Origin of the sequence: Campylobacter cuniculorum DSM 23162 = LMG 24588, assembly GCF_002104335.1 — a bacterium.
Taxonomy (GTDB): domain Bacteria; phylum Campylobacterota; class Campylobacteria; order Campylobacterales; family Campylobacteraceae; genus Campylobacter_D; species Campylobacter_D cuniculorum.
The window spans coordinates 883,570-902,635 of sequence record NZ_CP020867.1; the positions used below are offsets into that span (position 1 = coordinate 883,570).

16 protein-coding genes are annotated in these 19,066 nt (G+C 31.1%); 14 read left to right on the forward strand and 2 right to left on the reverse strand.

The annotated features are described in order from the left end of the window. Positions 1-61 precede the first annotated feature (61 nt). Positions 62-1,930 (forward strand): molecular chaperone DnaK, encoded by a 1,869-nt coding sequence (gene dnaK, locus CCUN_RS04460; RefSeq protein WP_027306463.1) that lies wholly within the window; start codon positions 62-64, stop codon positions 1,928-1,930. A 764-nt stretch (positions 1,931-2,694) separates the two neighbouring features. Here the strand turns inward: dnaK and tpx are convergent. Beyond that, complete coding sequence (gene tpx / locus CCUN_RS04465; protein WP_027306462.1) at positions 2,695-3,222, reverse strand: thiol peroxidase; 528 nt, start codon at positions 3,220-3,222, stop codon at positions 2,695-2,697. Between the two features lie 151 nt (positions 3,223-3,373). Further along, positions 3,374-5,398, reverse strand: a complete 2,025-nt coding sequence (locus tag CCUN_RS04470) for an ATP-dependent helicase (protein WP_027306461.1) — start codon at positions 5,396-5,398, stop codon at positions 3,374-3,376. Positions 5,399-5,514: 116 nt separating this feature from the next. Here CCUN_RS04470 and CCUN_RS04475 point away from each other — a divergent pair, with 116 nt between their 5' ends. The 13 genes from CCUN_RS04475 (at position 5,515) to speA (ending at position 19,066) form a co-directional block, all read left to right on the forward strand. Then, a complete protein-coding gene (locus CCUN_RS04475) occupies positions 5,515-6,450 on the forward strand; it encodes a hypothetical protein (protein WP_027306460.1) in 936 nt (311 codons plus the stop codon). 83 nt (positions 6,451-6,533) lie between these two features. Further along, a complete protein-coding gene (locus CCUN_RS04480; RefSeq protein ID WP_027306459.1) occupies positions 6,534-9,146 on the forward strand; it encodes a valine--tRNA ligase in 2,613 nt (870 codons plus the stop codon). Between the two features lie 2 nt (positions 9,147-9,148). After that, positions 9,149-10,162, forward strand: coding sequence for a methionine ABC transporter ATP-binding protein (locus tag CCUN_RS04485; protein WP_027306458.1), 1,014 nt, complete (start codon positions 9,149-9,151; stop codon positions 10,160-10,162). After that, positions 10,152-11,063: a methionine ABC transporter permease gene (locus CCUN_RS04490; RefSeq protein WP_232087707.1), complete on the forward strand. Its 912-nt coding sequence runs from the start codon at positions 10,152-10,154 to the stop codon at positions 11,061-11,063. The genes CCUN_RS04485 and CCUN_RS04490 overlap by 11 nt, the downstream gene beginning before the upstream one ends. A 134-nt stretch (positions 11,064-11,197) precedes the next feature. Next, positions 11,198-11,971, forward strand: coding sequence for a MetQ/NlpA family ABC transporter substrate-binding protein (locus CCUN_RS04495; RefSeq protein WP_027306456.1), 774 nt, complete (start codon positions 11,198-11,200; stop codon positions 11,969-11,971). Positions 11,972-12,001: 30 nt separating this feature from the next. After that, a complete protein-coding gene (locus tag CCUN_RS04500; RefSeq protein WP_415270582.1) occupies positions 12,002-12,781 on the forward strand; it encodes a MetQ/NlpA family ABC transporter substrate-binding protein in 780 nt (259 codons plus the stop codon). 27 nt (positions 12,782-12,808) lie between these two features. Beyond that, positions 12,809-13,582, forward strand: coding sequence for a MetQ/NlpA family ABC transporter substrate-binding protein (locus CCUN_RS04505; protein ID WP_027306454.1), 774 nt, complete (start codon positions 12,809-12,811; stop codon positions 13,580-13,582). 78 nt (positions 13,583-13,660) lie between these two features. Next, positions 13,661-14,323: a flagellar basal body P-ring formation chaperone FlgA gene (gene flgA / locus CCUN_RS04510; protein WP_027306453.1), complete on the forward strand. Its 663-nt coding sequence runs from the start codon at positions 13,661-13,663 to the stop codon at positions 14,321-14,323. Next, on the forward strand, positions 14,320-14,880 hold the full coding sequence (locus CCUN_RS04515) for a UbiX family flavin prenyltransferase (RefSeq protein WP_027306452.1): 561 nt from the start codon (positions 14,320-14,322) through the stop codon (positions 14,878-14,880). Before flgA ends, CCUN_RS04515 begins: the two co-directional genes overlap by 4 nt. A 92-nt stretch (positions 14,881-14,972) precedes the next feature. Further along, positions 14,973-15,437, forward strand: a complete 465-nt coding sequence (gene coaD, locus CCUN_RS04520) for a pantetheine-phosphate adenylyltransferase (protein WP_027306451.1) — start codon at positions 14,973-14,975, stop codon at positions 15,435-15,437. A 2-nt stretch (positions 15,438-15,439) separates the two neighbouring features. Beyond that, a complete protein-coding gene (gene tmk, locus CCUN_RS04525) occupies positions 15,440-16,021 on the forward strand; it encodes a dTMP kinase (RefSeq protein WP_027306450.1) in 582 nt (193 codons plus the stop codon). Further along, positions 16,014-17,240 carry a histidine--tRNA ligase gene (gene hisS, locus CCUN_RS04530; RefSeq protein WP_027306449.1) on the forward strand — a complete coding sequence of 409 codons (1,227 nt, stop codon included), beginning with the start codon at positions 16,014-16,016 and terminating at the stop codon, positions 17,238-17,240. The genes tmk and hisS overlap by 8 nt, the downstream gene beginning before the upstream one ends. Then, positions 17,237-19,066: a biosynthetic arginine decarboxylase gene (gene speA / locus CCUN_RS04535; protein ID WP_035176006.1), complete on the forward strand. Its 1,830-nt coding sequence runs from the start codon at positions 17,237-17,239 to the stop codon at positions 19,064-19,066. Before hisS ends, speA begins: the two co-directional genes overlap by 4 nt.

The following is a 19,066-nucleotide window of genomic DNA, read 5'->3' on the forward strand; positions in this document are numbered from 1 at the left end:
GAAAATAAGACCATTTTTTAAATGAGTCAATTTAATATTTAAGGATAAAAAAGGATAAAAAATGAGTAAAGTTATAGGTATAGATTTAGGAACAACAAATTCTTGTGTTGCTGTGTATGAACGTGGCGAAAGTAAAGTGATACCAAATAAAGAAGGTAAAAACACCACTCCTTCTATCGTGGCTTTTACAGATAAAGGCGAAATTCTAGTCGGCGATAGTGCAAAGCGTCAAGCTGTAACGAATCCTGAAAAAACCATTTATTCGATTAAGAGAATTATGGGTTTGATGATTAATGAAGATGCGGCTAAAGAGGCTAAAAATAGACTTCCTTATCATATTACTGAAAGAAATGGTGCTTGTGCAATTGAGATTGCGGGTAAAATTTACACTCCACAAGAAATTTCTGCTAAGGTTTTGATGAAACTTAAAGAAGATGCGGAAGCTTTTTTAGGAGAAAAAGTTGTTGATGCGGTCATTACGGTGCCTGCGTATTTTAATGATGCTCAAAGAAAGGCGACTAAAGAAGCTGGAACGATAGCGGGTTTAAATGTGCTTAGAATCATCAATGAACCGACTTCAGCGGCTTTAGCCTATGGATTGGATAAAAAAGACTCTGAAAAGATTGTGGTTTATGATTTAGGTGGCGGAACTTTTGATGTTACTGTGCTTGAAACAGGTGATAATGTTGTAGAGGTTCTGGCTACGGGCGGAAATGCCTTTTTGGGCGGAGACGATTTTGATAATAAACTCATAGATTTTTTAGCAACTGAATTTAAAAATGAAACAGGAATTGATCTTAAAAATGATGTGATGGCTTTACAAAGACTTAAAGAAGCTGCTGAAAATGCTAAAAAAGAGCTTAGCTCTGCAAATGAAACAAATATCAATTTGCCTTTTATTACAGCCGATGCGAGTGGTCCAAAACACCTTACTAAAACTTTAACAAGGGCTAAATTTGAATCAATGATAGAGGGCTTGGTTGCTGAAACCATTACTAAAATCAATGAAGTCGTCAAAGATGCAGGACTTAAAAAAGATGAAGTTAAAGAAATTGTTATGGTGGGCGGTTCTACCCGTGTGCCTTTGGTGCAAGATGAAGTGAAAAAGGCATTTGGTAAAGATTTAAATAAATCGGTCAATCCTGATGAAGTTGTAGCCATTGGAGCAGCGATTCAAGGTGCGGTCATAAAAGGTGATGTAAAAGATGTGCTTTTACTCGATGTTACTCCGCTTTCTTTGGGTATTGAAACTTTAGGAGGTGTGATGACTAAGATTATCGAAAAAGGCACAACCATTCCAACCAAAAAAGAACAAGTTTTTTCAACTGCAGAAGACAATCAAAATGCCGTTACTATCAATGTTTTGCAAGGAGAGAGAGAATTCAGTCGCGATAATAAATCTTTAGGAAATTTTAATCTTGAAGGAATTCCACCGGCTCCAAGAGGTATGCCACAAATTGAAGTTACTTTTGATATTGATGCGAATGGAATTTTAACCGTTTCAGCTAAAGATAAAGCTACGGGTAAGGCTCAAGAGATTAAAATCACAGGTTCAAGCGGTCTTAGTGAAGAAGAGATTAATAATATGGTTAAAGATGCTGAATTGCATAAAGAAGAAGATAAAAAACGCAAAGAAGCGGTAGATGCTAGAAATTCAGCAGATTCTTTGGCTCATCAAGTTGAAAAATCTTTAAATGAACTCGGTGAAAAAATCGCGAATGAAGACAGAGAAAATATACAAAAGTCCCTTGATGATTTAAGGCAAACTCTTAACAATCAGGAAGCAAGTAAAGAGGAGATTGAAGCAAAGATGAAAGCTTTGAGCGATGTTTCGCATAAACTTGCAGAAACTATGTATAAAAAAGATGAAAATAAAGCGGGAGATAAAAAGAAGAAAGATGACGATATAATTGATGCTGAAGTCGAATGATAGAATTTTTAGTCAGATTAAGCCTTAAAATGGGCTTAATCTTTGATGAATTTTTTAAAGTTTTGTAACTCATATTTTTTAAAATATTAAAAAGTATGATTAACTTGATTATTTAATGAAGCCTTATTTTAAAGAAACTTATAATATTGTTAAATTTAAACACAAAATTTAATTTTTAATCTCTCTGTTGTTTTTTATAGACATTCTAAAAGAAGAATCTTGTTTAAAACAAGCCATTACATCAAAACACGCTTTTGAAATATGAGTTTATCTAAATTCTTTTAAAATTTATAAAATTGTTGCACACACTATAAAAACGCAATATTAAATTAGATATTAGGGTAAATATATTAAGTGGTTTTAATTTTGATGTAATGTAGATTTCACATTATAATATATTAATAATAAATACAAATGGTTTTACCTATTTTATCGCTGTTAAAAAGATGATTTTTAGAGGCTTTTGTTTATGCAGCTTTTTAAATATTTAATTTTAATTACAAAAGGTTTATGTCTTTAAAAATATCTTTAAAGTATTAAAATAAAATATAAAAAATGGAAAATTTTATTTAAAATATAAATTTATTTTTAAATTCTAAGCAAAAAATGTATTATAATTTTGTTTGATTTAAAATCAATTTTATTTTTCATTTTAAAAATCGAGATTTCATTAATAGAAATCCAAATACCCATTTAAATACAATAATTAAGAATTTTTATAAAAAACAAAATCAGGTTTTTAAAAGCGGGAAAATTCCCGCCGTTTAGTGAGAACAACCGCAACCGCAACCGCCTTTATTTGCAAAGAAAGCATCAAGTTTAGAAATGTCTGGTAAGTTAGTTACTTCGCTTACTATATCTTTATAGGCAATCTTTCCATCTTTCACAACAAAAATAGCTCTAGCAAGCAAACCTTCAAGAGGACCATCTCCAATTAAAACTCCATATTTTTCACCGAATTCTTTTGCTAAAAAATCGCTTCCAACAATCAAATTATCAATGCCTTCAGTGCTACAAAATCTTCCCATAGCAAAAGGCAAATCAAGAGTTATAACGATAACTTCAGCTCCCGGATAAGATGAAATTTTTTTGTTAAATTCTCTTGCTTCAGTTGCACAGACAGCGGTATCTAAACTTGGCATAGAAAGTAAAATTTGAGTTTTACCTGCAGTGCCAATCTCAACCACACTCAAATCTTTTGCCTTAAGTTTTACAACAGGTGCTTTATCATTAACTTCTAAATTTTGTCCTTTAAGTGTAATTTTATTTCCTTTAAAGGTTACTGAACTCATTTTTTCTCCTTTTATTTTTTAAATTTTTGAGTTAGTTTGCAATTCTAGCAGATAAAAGTTAATTTGTATCTTATTTTGTTAAAAGAATTATAAAATTTTTGTAATAAAATTCAAGCATTGATTAAGATACAACGCCCTTATTCTAAAAAATTTAAGATGAATTTTTATCGATAAATCCCGCTTCGATAAGAAAACACGAAGGGGCATAATTTGCTTTTTTATTTCTATCATACTTAGCATAACTTAGATAAAGAATATTTTTAGCCCTTGTTACAGCAACATAAAAAAGTCTGCGTTCCTCTTCTAAACTCCCGCTTGTTGCCATAAGTTTTTGATTTGGAAAACGACCCTGTGCCAAATCCACAACAAAAACCATATCAAATTCCAAACCCTTACTCGCATGAATGCTCAACAGATTAACACCTTTGCTATTGTTCATTTCATTTGAACCTAGAGTCAAAAAATTATAATAACTATAAATATCGCTGTAATTTTTACTCAATTCTTTTAAAACCGCTAATTTAGAAGAAATTTTTTCTAAATTTTCGCTTTTTCTTAGCAAGTCAATTTGTCCCGCTTTGTTTGTAGCCCTTTTGATTGCAAGTGTTTCGCAAATTTCTTTAAAAAAAGCATTATCGCAAAGCTCATTGATGACATTTAAAGAATGGTGATTTTCATTTGTTTTTTGAATAAAAATATAAATTTTTTCTAAATTTTTAGCACATTCTTCATTGATTTTAGAAAGTTTTAAAATCGGATGAGTGTTAAATTCACTCTCTAAAACAAAACGTTTTTCACTCGCAAATTCATCCAAATCAGCAAAAAGCCCTAAATCATAATTGTTCTTTTTTTCGCTTTTTAAATTCACATTTTTATCCGGATTTAAAAAACCTTGAATCAAATTCCCCCGTCCTAATTTAAGCAAAGCATCAAAAAGCTCTTTAGCCAAAACATTTCCAACCCCCTTAGTGTATGTCATCAAATGAATAAATGCCATAATATCCTTAGGATTTATCACAAGGGCTAACATTGCACAAAAAGCTTTGACCTCTAAACTCTCAAAAAAACTTCCACTTCCTTTTCTCACACTAGCAATTCCTCGTTCTCTTAAAGCAACTTCTAAACCATCAGCACTTGAATTGTTACGAAAAATAACGGCAATATTTTCAAAACTCACCCCACTTGTAAGAATCATTTGAGCAATATGCTCATATTGCTCAAAACTTTCATCAAAACTAAGCAAGGTAGGGGCTTTAAATTCATCATTTCTTGTAACGATAAGTTCTTTTGGATACAATCTTTCATTGTTTAAAATGACTTTATTAGCCAAAGCTAAAATACTTCTCGAGGAGCGGTAATTTTTATTTAAAGAAAAAATTTGTGCATCCTTAAAACGTTGCTTAAATCCACCGATAATGCTAATATCTGCTCCATTAAAAGCATAAATGCTTTGATCATAATCTCCCACGCAAAAAAGACTCTTACTCTCAAAAGCTTCAATCAATGAACTTTGCAAAGCATTTGTATCCTGATACTCATCGACTAAAATTTCATCGAATTCATATTTTTGAATTTTTAAGAGCTGTTTAAGATTTATTAATAAATCATTAAAATCCACATAATTAAATCTTATTTTTTCTTCTTCATATTCTTTAAAAATATCTTCATAAATTTCTGCATAAATGCTTTGCTCTTCGTAATTTTTGCAAAACCAAGTATAAAAATCTCCTTGAGTGTTTTTGTTTTGAAATAAAGAATATAAATCATAAAGATAACTTGCCCCATAAGGTTTTATCTCACTTAAATGTCTGAATGTCCTTTTTTCATAAAGACTTTTGAGTAAAATTTTTAATTCTGAAGCCTGTTTTAAGGCTAAATTTTTATTAGAATTTTTAAGTAAAGTATAAGCAACGCTGTGAAAAGTTCCAGCAAGGATTTTTTTTATAATATTTTTATCAAAATGATAGCTTAAACGATGAATCATCTCTTTACTTGCTTTATTTGTAAAGGTTAAAAGCATAATTTTTTCGGCTCTTATGCCTTGTTTTAAAAGATATGCAATCCTTGCAACAATAGTCGAGGTTTTACCTGTACCTGCACTTGCAATGATAAGATTGTGTCCAAAGTTTGCAGTTGCTGCTTTTAATTGTTCTTCGTTTAATCGCGAAAGAGGCATTTTTTGTCCTTAAAAAAGCTAAAATTATAAAAAAAATTTGCTTAAAAAATACAAATTTTTACTTTTCTTTGTGTATAATAATAACTAAAATTTCAAAATTTTTAAGGAATTAAACAATGAACGTTAAAGTTTTTTCTATTTTGGTTGCAATTTTTATAGCAGTTATAGCTCTTCTTGGAGGGACTTATTATTACCTTTTTGAATATTCTGCAACATCAAATACACCAAATTATTCTTATTCTAACACCACAGAAAATTATAAGCAAAACACTCCGCAAAATACTCAAGAACAGACGAGCATTCCATTAAACGTTCCATCGATTGACGCACAAAGGGATTTAAATGAGCAAAATACAAGTTCTACACAAGAAAACACTCCTGTGATAGAAGAACAAAATTCTCAAAACGTTCAAGAAAATTTAAAAACTCAAATTCCGCAAAAAAATGAAAAAGAGCAAACTCAAACAGAAAAAATTTCAGAAAACAAAAACACTCCAAAATCAAACAAAGACACAAATCCTTTAAAACTTGTTTCAAATTCACAAAAAACTAAAGGCAAACTAAGCACCATAAAAGAATATCAACAAAGAGGTAAGGATAGTCGTTTAGAGCCACAATTAAGCTCTGAAACCCTTAAAGTTTATGTAGTCGATGGTAAGGCTTTGAGTGATTATAGGATTAATCTTTTAAAAGATATGCTTGAACCTGTGCAAAATCGCTCAAAAGACTATAATTTAAGTGTTTTTATAGAAATGTTGCCTCAAAGTGAAATGAGTGTAACAATTTATAATAAAGACATCATTTTTTCAGACAGAAAAAAATCTTACAAACATATAAGTATGGACAAACTCAAACCTTATTTGAATGAGCCTGAAAATATCAATAAAAATGTCAAAAGAGAAGAGGTTATAGAAAGGGTTAATTTTCAAATCAAAACCGATGCCAAGGGAAGTCATTTTTCAAAACATATAAAAAGCCTAAAAAATGGACTCGATAAAGCACAATACTTTTTCCCATTCTGCGAAATCATTCAAATTGATTCAAAAAAATAGACAAATATGTCTCTTTATTAAAAAAATATTTACAAGGGATAAAATTTAATCCTTTGTAAAAGTTAAATTTAAGGTTAAATATTATGTATGATAAGAGTATAGAAAAAAAATACTACAGACTTTGTGAAGAACGAGGGTATTTTGAGATTGATTCAAATCAATCCCTTCAAAAAGAAGGTAAGAATTTTTGCATTATGATGCCACCACCTAATGTTACAGGCAGTTTGCACATAGGACATGCCTTAACTTTTACTTTGCAAGACATTATGACTCGCTATAAAAGAATGGACGGCTACAAAACTCTCTATCAACCCGGACTGGACCACGCGGGAATCGCAACTCAAAATGTTGTGGAAAAACAACTTTTAGCACAGGGCATTAAAAAAGAAGAACTTGGCAGAAAAAAATTCATCCAAAAAATATGGGAATGGAAAGAACAAAGCGAAGGAAAGATTTTAGAGCAGATGAGGACGCTTGGAATTACTCCAGCGTGGAGTCGTTTGCGTTTTACTATGGATAAAGGGCTTGTAAATGCTGTAAGAAAAGCTTTTGTGGAACTTTATGATAAGAGATTGATTGAGCGCGGAAATTATATGATTAATTGGTGCACTCATGACGGAGCCTTAAGTGATATAGAAGTTACATATAAAGAGAACAAAGGCAAACTCTATCATATAAAATATTTTTTAAAAGACAGCGAAGACTTTCTTGTTGTTGCAACCACAAGACCTGAAACCTTTTTTGGTGATACGGCTGTCATGGTTCATCCGGATGATGAAAGATATCAAGCCTTTATAGGCAAAGAATTGATTTTGCCTTTGAGTAAAAAAACGATTAAAATCATTGCTGATGATTATGTTGATAAGAGTTTTGGAACGGGAGTGGTGAAGGTGACTCCAGCACATGATATGAATGATTATGAAGTGGGCTTAAGGCATAATTTAGAATTCATCAGTGTTTTTGATGAAAAAGGAATTTTAAATGAGCATTGTTTAGAATTTCAAGGTTTAGAAAGATTAAAAGCTCGCGAAAAAATCGTGCAAAAACTCCAAAATTTAGGTTTTATTGAAAGGATAGAAGAACATACGAATCAAGTGGGATACTGCTATCGTTGTAATAATATAGTCGAACCTTATATTTCAAAACAATGGTTTGTTAAAAAAGAGATTGCTAAAGAGAGTATTGAAAAGGTTGCCTTAGGTGAGAGTAAATTTTATCCGAGTCATTGGATTAATAGCTTTAATGCTTGGATGAAGGATTTAAAACCTTGGTGCATCTCAAGGCAGCTTTGGTGGGGGCATCAAATTCCTGTGTATTATTGTGAATGCTCCTATGAGTGGGCAAGTGAAGATGAACCTGAATTTTGTCCAAAATGTAAAAATAAAAATTTCACTCAAGACCCTGATGTGCTCGATACTTGGTTTTCATCGGGACTTTGGGCGATGAGTACTTTGGGCTGGGGAAATGGAAATTGGGGTAAAAATGAACTTTGGTTTGAAGATGATTTGAAAGAATTTTATCCTAATTCTTTATTGATTACAGGCTTTGATATTTTGTTTTTTTGGGTCGCTAGAATGATGTTTCAAAGCACAAATGCCTTAAAAATTCTCCCTTTTAAAGATATTTATCTCCATGCCTTAGTTAAAGATGAACAAGGCAGAAAAATGAGTAAAAGTCTTGGAAATGTGATAAATCCTAATGAAAGCATTCAAGAGTATAGTGCGGATATTTTGCGTTTTACTCTTGCTTTATTAGCCATACAAGGAAGAGACATAAAATTAAGCAATGAAAAGCTTTTACAGGTAAGAAATTTCACAAACAAAATTTATAACGCAGCTCATTATTTGCTTTTAAATCAAAAACATTTTGAGGATTTAGACAAGATAGAAATTCAAAGTCCTTTAGGAAAATACATGTATGCTAAATTCATAGAATGCATTGGGCAAACAAGGGAAAATTTAGACCATTATCGTTTTAATGATGCGGCAAATACTTTATATAAATTCTTTTGGGATGATTTTTGCGATTGGGGTATAGAATTAAGTAAGGCTGAAAAATCAAGTGTTAAGGAATTGGGAAGCATTTTCAAAGAAGCCTTAAGGCTTTTAAGCCCTTTTATGCCTTTTATCAGCGAATATTTATATCATCTTTTAAGTGCAAGTAAGCTTGAAAATGCCCCTTCGATAATGATAAGTAAATACCCCGATTTTAAAGATAAAGATGAAAATATAGAAAAAATTTTTTCTTTACTTATAGAAAGTATTGTCAGCATAAGACGTGCAAAAAGTTTGGTTGAACTTGGGAATTCTAAAATTCAAAAAGCCTTCATCAAGCTCAATGATTCAAAACAAGAACAAGAACTCAATCAATATAAGAATTTTATCACCTTACTTGCTAAATGTGAAGAGATAGAATTTATAAACGAAAAATTACAAAAAGCCATTTGCGATGTGAGTGAAAATTTAGAAATTTTTATCGCTCTTGAAAATATAGACCTTAGTGCTATGATTTCAAGACTTGAAAAACAAAAAGAAAAAATCAGTAAAGAAAGTGCAAAACTCGATTCTATGTTAAATAATGAAAAATTCTTAGCTCATGCACCTTTAGAAGTGGTCAAACAAAATAAAACTGCCTTAGAAAATTTAAAAAATCAGCTTGAAAAAATCGAAGCGGAGCTTGGTTATTTAAAGGGTTAAACTTGATTAAAATTCAAAATTTAAAAAAATATTATGGTAAAGACCTTGTGATTAATGATGTTTCTTTGGAGATAAAAAAAGGAGAAATTTATGCCATTGTTGGGCACAGCGGTGCAGGGAAATCCACGCTTTTAAGATGCATTAATGCTCTTGAAGAATATCAAGAAGGAAAGCTTGAAGTGCTTGGACTTGATGTTAAAAATTTAACTCAAAACAATCCTAAAGAACTCATCAATCTTAGAAAAGATATAGGAATGATTTTTCAAAATTTTGCTTTGATGAACCGAAAATCTGTATTTGAAAATGTTGCAATGCCCTTAAGAGTGCATTATACAAGCTCAAAATTTTACTCAAAACTTTTTAAAAAAGCATATTTGAGTGAAGAAAAAATAAAACAAAGAGTCAATGAGCTTTTAGACATTGTAGGGCTTTCAAATAAACTTAAAGCCTATCCTAAGGAACTAAGCGGAGGGCAAAAGCAAAGAGTCGCGATAGCAAGAGCCTTAGCCTTAAATCCTAAAATTTTATTGAGTGATGAAGCCACTTCAGCCCTTGATCCTAATACAACTAAGAATATTTTAGAATTGATTGCTCAAATCAATGCAGAATTTGGAATCAGCGTTGTTTTGGTCACTCACGAAATGGAAGTGGTTAAGGATATTGCTAAAAAAGCCGTTTTGCTTGAACACGGACAGATTATCGGTCAGGGTGCAATTGATGAACTTTTTTTAAAACCAAATGCTAAGATGAAAGAATTTTTAGGCGAGAGTGAATTTTTACCTAAAAATGGAATAAATATTCGTCTTTATTTCCCTAAAGAAATTGCACAAAATAGTATAGTTACTCATATGGCAAGGGCTTTAAATATCGATTTTAGCATAGTTTGGGGCAGGATAGAAAAACTCAATAACACTGCAGTGGGAAATTTAGTCATCAATATCAATGAAAAAGACAAGCAAAGTGTCTTAGAATACATAGAAAAAAGCGGTGTTTTATGGGAGATGGCTGATGAATGAGAATTTAAAAGCTTTAAGCGATTTTTTTGGACGCATTGAAAAATTTCTCAATGAAAGTTCTTTAGAAGCCATTAAAGAGGTCAGTTTAAATTCCATTTACACTTTCAATCAAAACTATCAAAATATACTCAAACAAGCTTTAGATGAAACGATTTTTATGAGTTTGGTGTCGGTTTTTGTCGGATTTTTACTTGCGATTATTCCGGGAATTTTACTTGCCGTTTGGGGTAAAGAAGGCATTAAAGAAAATAAAACCGCCTATGCGATTTTAGATTTCATCACAAATATTTTGCGTGCCTTTCCTTTTCTCATTTTGATTGTCGTACTTTTGCCTCTTTCTAAAATCATAGTTGGAACAAGCATAGGAACAGCAGCAGCTACCGTGCCTTTAGCCATAGGAATAGCTCCCTATCTGGCTAAAATGTTAGAAAGTGCATTTAAAGAAGTGGATAAAGGAGTGATAGAAGCTGCAAAATCTTTTGGTGCAAATAATTTTCAAATCATCTTTAGGGTGATTTTTGTTGAAGCTCTACCGAGTATTATCAGCGGTCTTACTCTTACTTTGATTTTTACTATAGGTTTTTCGGCTCTTGCTGGAACGGTTGGAGGCGGAGGACTTGGCGATGTTGCCATTCGCTATGGTTATGAACGTTTTAATAAAGAAGTTATGATACAAACTGTGGTAATTTTATTGGTTTTGGTGCAAATGGTTCAAATTTTAGGCAATTTATTTTATATATGGGCAAAAAACAATAGAGAAATTTTCATCTTCATAACAATAAGTTTGCTACTTTTTATCAAAATGCTTTTTTCGATTTATAATGATGAAGCAATCTTTTTTGAAGCCATAGTATTTGTTTTTTTAATTTTATCTTTACTCTATAAACTCAAAAGAAATTAAGCTTTTTTATAGTAGAATTTTTGCCGTAATCATTTAATCTTATATTAAATCAAGAGTTGATTTATTGGAGTGATTTTAGATTGAATTCTAAAATCATAGTTAAAAAAATTACAAAGGTTAAAAAAGGAAATCAAATGAAAATTAAGTCTTTACTTATAGCGAGTCTTTTAGGTTTGGGTTTAAATTTAAATGCTTTAGAAATCATCTCTGTTGCGGCTACTCCCGTTCCTCACGCTGAAATTTTAGAGCAGATTAAACCTGATTTAGAAAAAGAAGGTTACAAACTTGAAATTAAAGAATTTACAGATTATGTCTTACCAAATCTTGCAACAGATAATGGTGAAGTCGATGCAAATTTCTTTCAACACATACCTTATTTAGAGGAATTTAATAAAAATCAAGGCACGAAACTTGTCAAAGTAGCCTCTGTGCATATTGAACCTATGGCGGTTTATTCTAAAAGATATAAAAATTTTAACGATATAAAAGAAGGTATAAGCATTGCTATCCCAAATGACCCAACCAATGAAAGCCGTGCTTTGGATATTATCGCTAAAGCTGGACTTGCAAGTTTTAATGATAATGCTTTAAAAACTCCACTTGATATTGTGGATAATCCTAAAAAAATCAAATTTGCAGAGCTTAAACCCGCTCAACTTCCAAGGGCTTTAGATGATGCAGATTTTGCCATTATCAATTCAAATTATGCTCTCTCTGCAAATTTAAATCCTGTGAAAGATTCTGTATTCATTGAAGACAAAGAAAGTCCTTATGTTAATGTGCTTGTTGTCAAGGAAGGAAATGAAAACAGCCCTAAAACAAAGGCTTTAATCAAAGCCATTCAAAGTGATAAAGTTAAAAAATTTATCCTTGAAAAATACAATGGCTCTGTTATTCCTGCCTTTTAATGCTAGAGATTTTATGAGAAAAATGAAATGATAAAAGCGATTCAAAGAATCTTTTTATCTCTAGCTTTTATAGCTTCTTTCCTTTTTGCAAATGATGATAAAACCATCATTATAGGGGTTACTCCAAATCCTTTTAAAATTTTAGTACAAGCAAATGAAGAAAATTTTAGGGCTAGGGGCTATAATCTTAAAATTGTAGAATTTACAGATTATATTTTACCAAATACCGCTCTTGCTGCAAAAGAACTTGATGCAAACCTTTATCAGCACAAGCCTTTTTTAGAGCAATACAATAAAAATCACAATACAAATCTCATTGCTATAACCCCTATTGTTATAGCTCCTATGGGAATTTATAGCAAGAAAATTAAAAATTTAAAAGAATTAAAAGTTGGTTCTAAAATCGCTATCCCAAATGACCCAACCAATGAAAGCCGTGCCTTAGAACTTTTAGAAAAAACAGGACTGATTAAACTTAATGATAGTGCTTTAAAAACTCCGCTTGATATTGTGGATAATCCTAAAAAACTTGAATTTGTAGAGCTTAAAGCTGCTCAACTTCCAAGAGCTTTGGAGGATGTTGAACTTTGTGCAATCAATTCAAACTATGCTTTAGAAGCTGGTTTAAATCCTGTAAAAGATTCTATTTTTAGAGAGGATAAAGACAGCCGCTATATCAATTATGTGGTTATTCGTAGTGAGGATAAAGATTCTCCAAAAACAAAAGTGATTGATGAGATATTAAGAAGTGATGAATTTAAAACTTTCATCAATAAAAACTATGAAAATATACTCATTCCCGCTTTTTAAAAGAATAAATTTTAATAAAGGATAAATATGAAAACGTATAAAATATTTTTAGTTTTAGTGTTTTGTTTTAATTTGCTTTTAGCAAATGATAAAACCATCATCATAGGAGCAACTCCTACCCCGCATGCTGAAATTCTTCATTTTGCTAAATCTTTATTTAAAGATAGGGGCTGGAATTTAGAAGTAAAAGAATTTACAGATTATATTTTACCTAATGTAGCCTTGAGTGAAAAAGAACTCGATGCAAATTTTTATCAACATCAACCTTTTTTAGATGATTTCAATAAAAATAAAAACACTCATCTCGTCAGTGTTGAAAATGTGCTTCTTGTGCCTATGGCGATTTATTCTCGCTCAATTAAAAGCATTAAAGAAGTGCCAAATGGCATAAAAGTTTCTATCCCAAATGACCCAACCAATGAAAGCCGTGCCTTAGAACTTTTAGAAAAAACAGGACTGATTAAACTTAATGATAGTGCTTTAAAAACTCCGCTTGATATTGTGGATAATCCTAAAAAACTTGAATTTGTAGAGCTTAAAGCTGCTCAACTTCCAAGAGCTTTGGAGGATACTGCTTTGGCTATTATCCCTACAAATTATGCCTTAGGAGCTGGTTTAAATCCTCCAAAAGATGGACTTTTCATCGAGGATAAAGACAGCCCCTATGCAATTGTTATTGCTGTAAGAAAAGGCGATGAAAATAATGAAAAAACTAAAATCATTAAAGAACTTTTGCATAGCCCAAAAATTAAAGAATTCATCGAACAAAAATATCAAGGTTCAGTCATTCCAACCTTTTGAATTTGAAATTTTAAGGATTTAAAGGGATTTTTATTAAATTTAAAAGAGTAAAATACGGAAATTTCATTTAGGATTTTTATGAATAAGGTATTTTTATTTCTTTTTATTTTGTTAAGTTATGCAAGTGCGGGTAATTTAGACCAAATTAAAATTGCATTGACTAAAGAATTTACAAATAATTTCCCTAAAATTGCAATTAAAACAATCGATTTAAAAATCTCTTCTTTGCCTAAAGATTTTGAAGAATATGAATTTTTAAGATTAGCTGATGCAAAATTCAATCGTTCCATAGGCTTTGGACGTGCAGAATTTAAAACCGCAAAGAATGAGCAAAAAAATATTTTTTTTAAATATTTTATTAAAGCCTATTTAGAAGTGGTAAAAAGCACAAGTGCTATAAAAAAAGGTGATAAATTAGAAGCTTTACACTATAAAGGGGTTTTAATCGACTTTGATAAAATGCCTCTTAATGCTCTTTCTTTAGAAGACACACACAATCTTATTGCTAAAACTAATATTAGAAAAAACACCATTTTAAAAGAAAATATGTTTAAGATTAACGCTTTGATTAAAAAAAATGATCCTATCATCGGGGTGTTAAAAGATGAAGGAATTGATGTTTTAATCGAGCTTATTGCCTTAAATAGCGGAGATTTAAATGAAAAAATCCGTGCTAAAAATAAAGAAGGAAAAGTGATGCAAGGCATTGTTATAGGAAAAAATAGGATATTATTGCAATGAAAATACTTCTTGGAATTTCTGGTTCAAGTAGCGTTCATTTGGGATTAAAATTGCTTGACAATTTAGAAAAAAAAGCTAAGGTTTTTTGCATTATTACAGAAGGAGCAAAAATCAGTTTTGAAGCTGAAAATAAAAAAAAATTAGATAAAATTTGTAAAGAACGTTTTAAAAAAGTGGTTTTTTTTGAAGACAATAACCTTAAAGCTCCCGTTTCTAGTGGTTCTTTTGGTATAAAAAAAACCATCATTGCACCTTGTTCTCTTTCAACCCTTGCTAAAATTCACGCAGGAATAAGCGATACCTTGCTTACAAGAGCCTGTGCTGTGGCTTTAAAAGAGCAAAAAAAACTCATCTTAGGAGTGAGAGAAATGCCTTTTAGTTTTTTAAATTTAAAACAAATGACAAAATTAAGTCTGCAAGGCGTTTGTATCGCACCTCCTATTTATGCAAGTTATAGCGGGGTAAAAAATTTAGAAGATTTAGAAAATTTTATCGTGGGAAAATGGCTTGACTTACTTAAAATCAAACATAATTTATTTAAAAAATGGGAGGGATAATTTATCGATAAATCTTTAATTTAAGCTGTATATAAAAATTAATTTAAGTCGTTTTTGAGTAAAATATGGCATTTTAAAACGAGGGAGAATTTATGACTTGTCTGTATCCGGGGACTTTTGATCCCATTACAAATGGACATTTAGATGTGATCATTAGAGCTTTAAAAATCTTTGATAAAGTTGTTGTAGCTATTGCAAAAAGTGAGCATAAAAGCCCCTATTTTAGTTTAGAAAAACGCAAAGAACTTGCAATTTTAGCTACAAAAAATTTGGAAAATGTAGAAATCATCAGCTTTGAAAATTTGCTTGTCGATTTAGCAAAACAACTGCGTATTAATACAGTGATACGAGGGTTGAGAGCTGTGAGTGATTTTGAATATGAATTGCAAATTGGTTATGCAAACAATGCACTTTGGAAAGAATTTGAAACCGTTTATTTAATGCCAAATCTCAAAAATGCCTTTATTTCAAGTTCTATAGTCCGCTCTATCATTTCGCACGGAGGTGATGTGAGCAATCTGGTGCCTCATGAAATTCTAGCATTTTTAAAGGATTGATTTTGTATGTAGCAATTGAAGGGATTGATTGCATGGGCAAAAGCACACAAATTGCACTTTTAAAAGAAAAATTTAAGGATGCTATTTTCACTCAAGAGCCGGGTGCAACAGAACTTGGAAAACATTTAAGAGAACTTTTGCTCCTTAAACCTTACACAATGAGTAAAAAAAGCGAATTTTTACTCTTTTTAGCAGACCGCAGTCAGCATTATGAAGAAATTTTAAGTCAAAATAAAAATAAACTCATTATTAGCGATAGAAGTTTTATTTCAGGTATGGCTTATGCAAAAGATTTTGATAAAAATTTTCTTTTTGAGCTTAATGACTTTGCTTTAAATCATTTTTTTCCCGAAAAAATCATTTTTTTACAAGGTTCTAAAGAACTCATAGAAAAAAGACTTTCTCAAAAAAAGCTTGATGATATAGAACAACGGGGAGTAAAATATTTTCTAGAAATTCAAAAAGAATTAACAAGCGTTTTAGAATTGATTGAAAAAAAAATCAAAACTCGAATTTTAAGTTTAAATGCTCAAGATTCAAAAGAAAATTTACACAAACAAATAAAGGATTTTATCGATGATTAATGCTTTAAGAGGAATGAAGGATTTAGAGGGGCAAAATGCTTTTTATTATGAAAAAATCATCAAAGTTTGTGAAGAAATAGTTAAGAATTATGGTTTTAATTTAATCCTTACTCCGCATTTAGAGCTTAGCAAACTTTTTAAAAGAAGCGTTGGAGAAAGCTCTGATATTGCTCAAAAAGAAATGTATGAATTTGTCGATAAGGGCGGTCATGAAGTGTGTTTAAGACCTGAAGGCACTGCTGGAATTGTCCGCTCTTATATAGAACAAAAATCAGACAAAACCCAAAGTGTTAAACGTTGGTTTTATCACGGCTCTATGTTTCGCTATGAAAGACCTCAAAAAGGACGTTTGAGAGAATTTCATCAGTTTGGAGTGGAGAGTTTTGGGACTAAAAGCGTGTATGAAGATGTCAATATGATACTTATGTTAGCTGAAATTTTCAATCGCCTTGAAATTAAATTTGAACTCCTGCTTAATTCTTTAGGTTGCCCTGTTTGCTTTCCTATTTATCGCGACAAATTTGTGGAATTTTTAAATTCTAAAGAAACCCTGTGTGAAGATTGTCAAAAACGTAAAGAGCTTAATCCTATACGCATTTTAGATTGCAAAAACGAAGATTGTCAAAAATTACTAAGCGATGCTCCTGTTTTAAATTCAAGTCTTTGTGAAACTTGCAAAAAGGATTTTAAACTCCTGCAAAACTCTCTTAGAGACAATGGCATAGAATTTCAACTTGATGCTAAGCTTGTTAGAGGGCTTGATTATTATAGTAAAACAGCTTTTGAATTTATCAATGATGAAATTGGTGCAAAATCTGCGATTGCAGGAGGTGGTAGATATGATAGACTCATTGAAAATTTAGGAGGTAAGAAGGGCTATGGCATAGGTTTTGCAATAGGTATTGAAAGACTTATCGCGATTTTAGAGCAAAAAGAGCAAAAAATATCAAGAAGCGGAATTTATCTTTGTGCTTTAGATGAGTTGTATATCCCAAAACTTTTAAAAATTGCCACAAAATTAAGAAAAAATCGCAAAGTTTTTTTATCTTATGAAGCCAAAAAACTTGCAAAACATCTTTCAAATGCAGACTCTGCAAATGCCCAAATTTTCTTATGTATGGGAGAAAATGAAGAAAAAGACAATACCTTGTTTTATAAAAATTTAGAAAATAAAATTGAAAAAAAACTTTTGATTGAAGCTTTGGAGAAAGAACTATGATGGATTATGGTATAGATATTTGGGGCGATGAAAATTTTGTGATTAAAAACGGCAAGGTTTGTGTGAATTATGAGAAAAAGCCTGCAATCATTGATATGGTTAAGGATTTAAGAAATGACGGATACAGAGGACCATTGCTTCTTCGCTTTCCTCATCTTATCAAAAAACAAATCGAAAATATTTATGGTCATTTTAATAAAGCCAGAAAAGAATTTAATTATAAGGGAAAATTTAATGCAGTTTATCCTTTAAAAGTCAATCAATATCCCGGTTTTGTTAAAAATCTTGTGAAATTTGGAAAGGATTATAATTACGGACTTGAAGCCGGTTCTAAGGCTGAACTTTTACTTGCTATGGCTTACAATAACGAAAACGCACCTATAACAGTTAATGGTTTTAAAGACAGAGAGCTTATAAATATAGGATTTATCGCTGCTGAAATGGGACATAATATCACTTTAACCATAGAAGGCTTAAATGAACTTGAAGCCATTATTGACATTGTTAAAGAAAGATTTAAACCTAAGCCAAATATAGGATTAAGAGTAAGATTGCATTCTGCTGGAGTAGGAGTTTGGGCAAAAAGCGGAGGAATTAATTCTAAATTTGGACTCACTTCAACCGAACTCATAGAAGCTGTGAATTTACTTAAAGAAAATAAACTTTTAGAGCAATTTACAATGATTCATTTTCATTTAGGCTCACAAATCACAGAAATTCATCCTCTAAAAAAAGCTCTCAATGAAGCGGGAAATATATACACTGAACTTAGAAAAATGGGAGCAAAAAATTTAAAAGCTATCAATCTTGGTGGTGGTTTGGCTGTGGAGTATTCACAATTTAAAAATGAAAAAAGCAGAAATTATACCTTAAAAGAATACGCTAATGATGTGGTATTTATCCTTAAAAATGTCGCTGAACAAAAAAGTGATTTAGAGCCGGATATTTTTATTGAAAGCGGACGTTTTGTTGCTGCAAATCACGCTGTTTTGGTGGCTCCTGTCTTAGAGCTTTTCTCTCAAGAATACACCGAAAGCAAACTTCTTTTAAAAAAAGACAATCCAAAACTTATCGATGAGCTTTATGATCTCTATAAAAGCTTAAAACCTTCTAATGCTCTAGAATATTTGCATGATAGTATAGACCATTTAGAAAGCATTTTAACGCTTTTTGATTTGGGTTATGTGGATTTAAAAGACCGCTCTAATGCCGAAATTTTAACACATTTAATTGCAAAAAAAGCGATTTTGATTTTAGGTGATCAACAAGCAGATTTACTCGCGATTCAAGATGAAGTGCAAGAAAGGTATTTGGTGAATTTTTCACTTTTTCAAAGCATACCTGATTTTTGGGGACTTAAGCAAGGTTTTCCAATTATGCCGCTTAATCATCTCGATGAAAAACCTACAAGAAGTGCGAGTATTTGGGATATTACTTGTGATAGTGATGGAGAAATTTCTTATTCTAAAAACAATCCTTTGTTTTTACACGATATTGATGTTGAGGAAGAAACTTATTTTTTAGGATTTTTTTTGGTTGGTGCCTATCAAGAAGTGCTTGGAATGAAACACAATCTTTTTATCCATCCTACTGAAGCAACCATTAATATTAATGAAAAAAATTATCAAATTGAAAATATAATTGAAGCACAATCTATCCTTGATACTTTAGAAGATTTGGATTATGATATACACGAAGTTATGGATATTTTAAATGAACGCATTTCAAATTCAAAACTTGTTGATGAAAAACAAAAAAAACATATTTTGGGTGAAATTTATCTATTTTTAAATGATAATGGTTATCTTAAAAGTATAGGAGTGTAA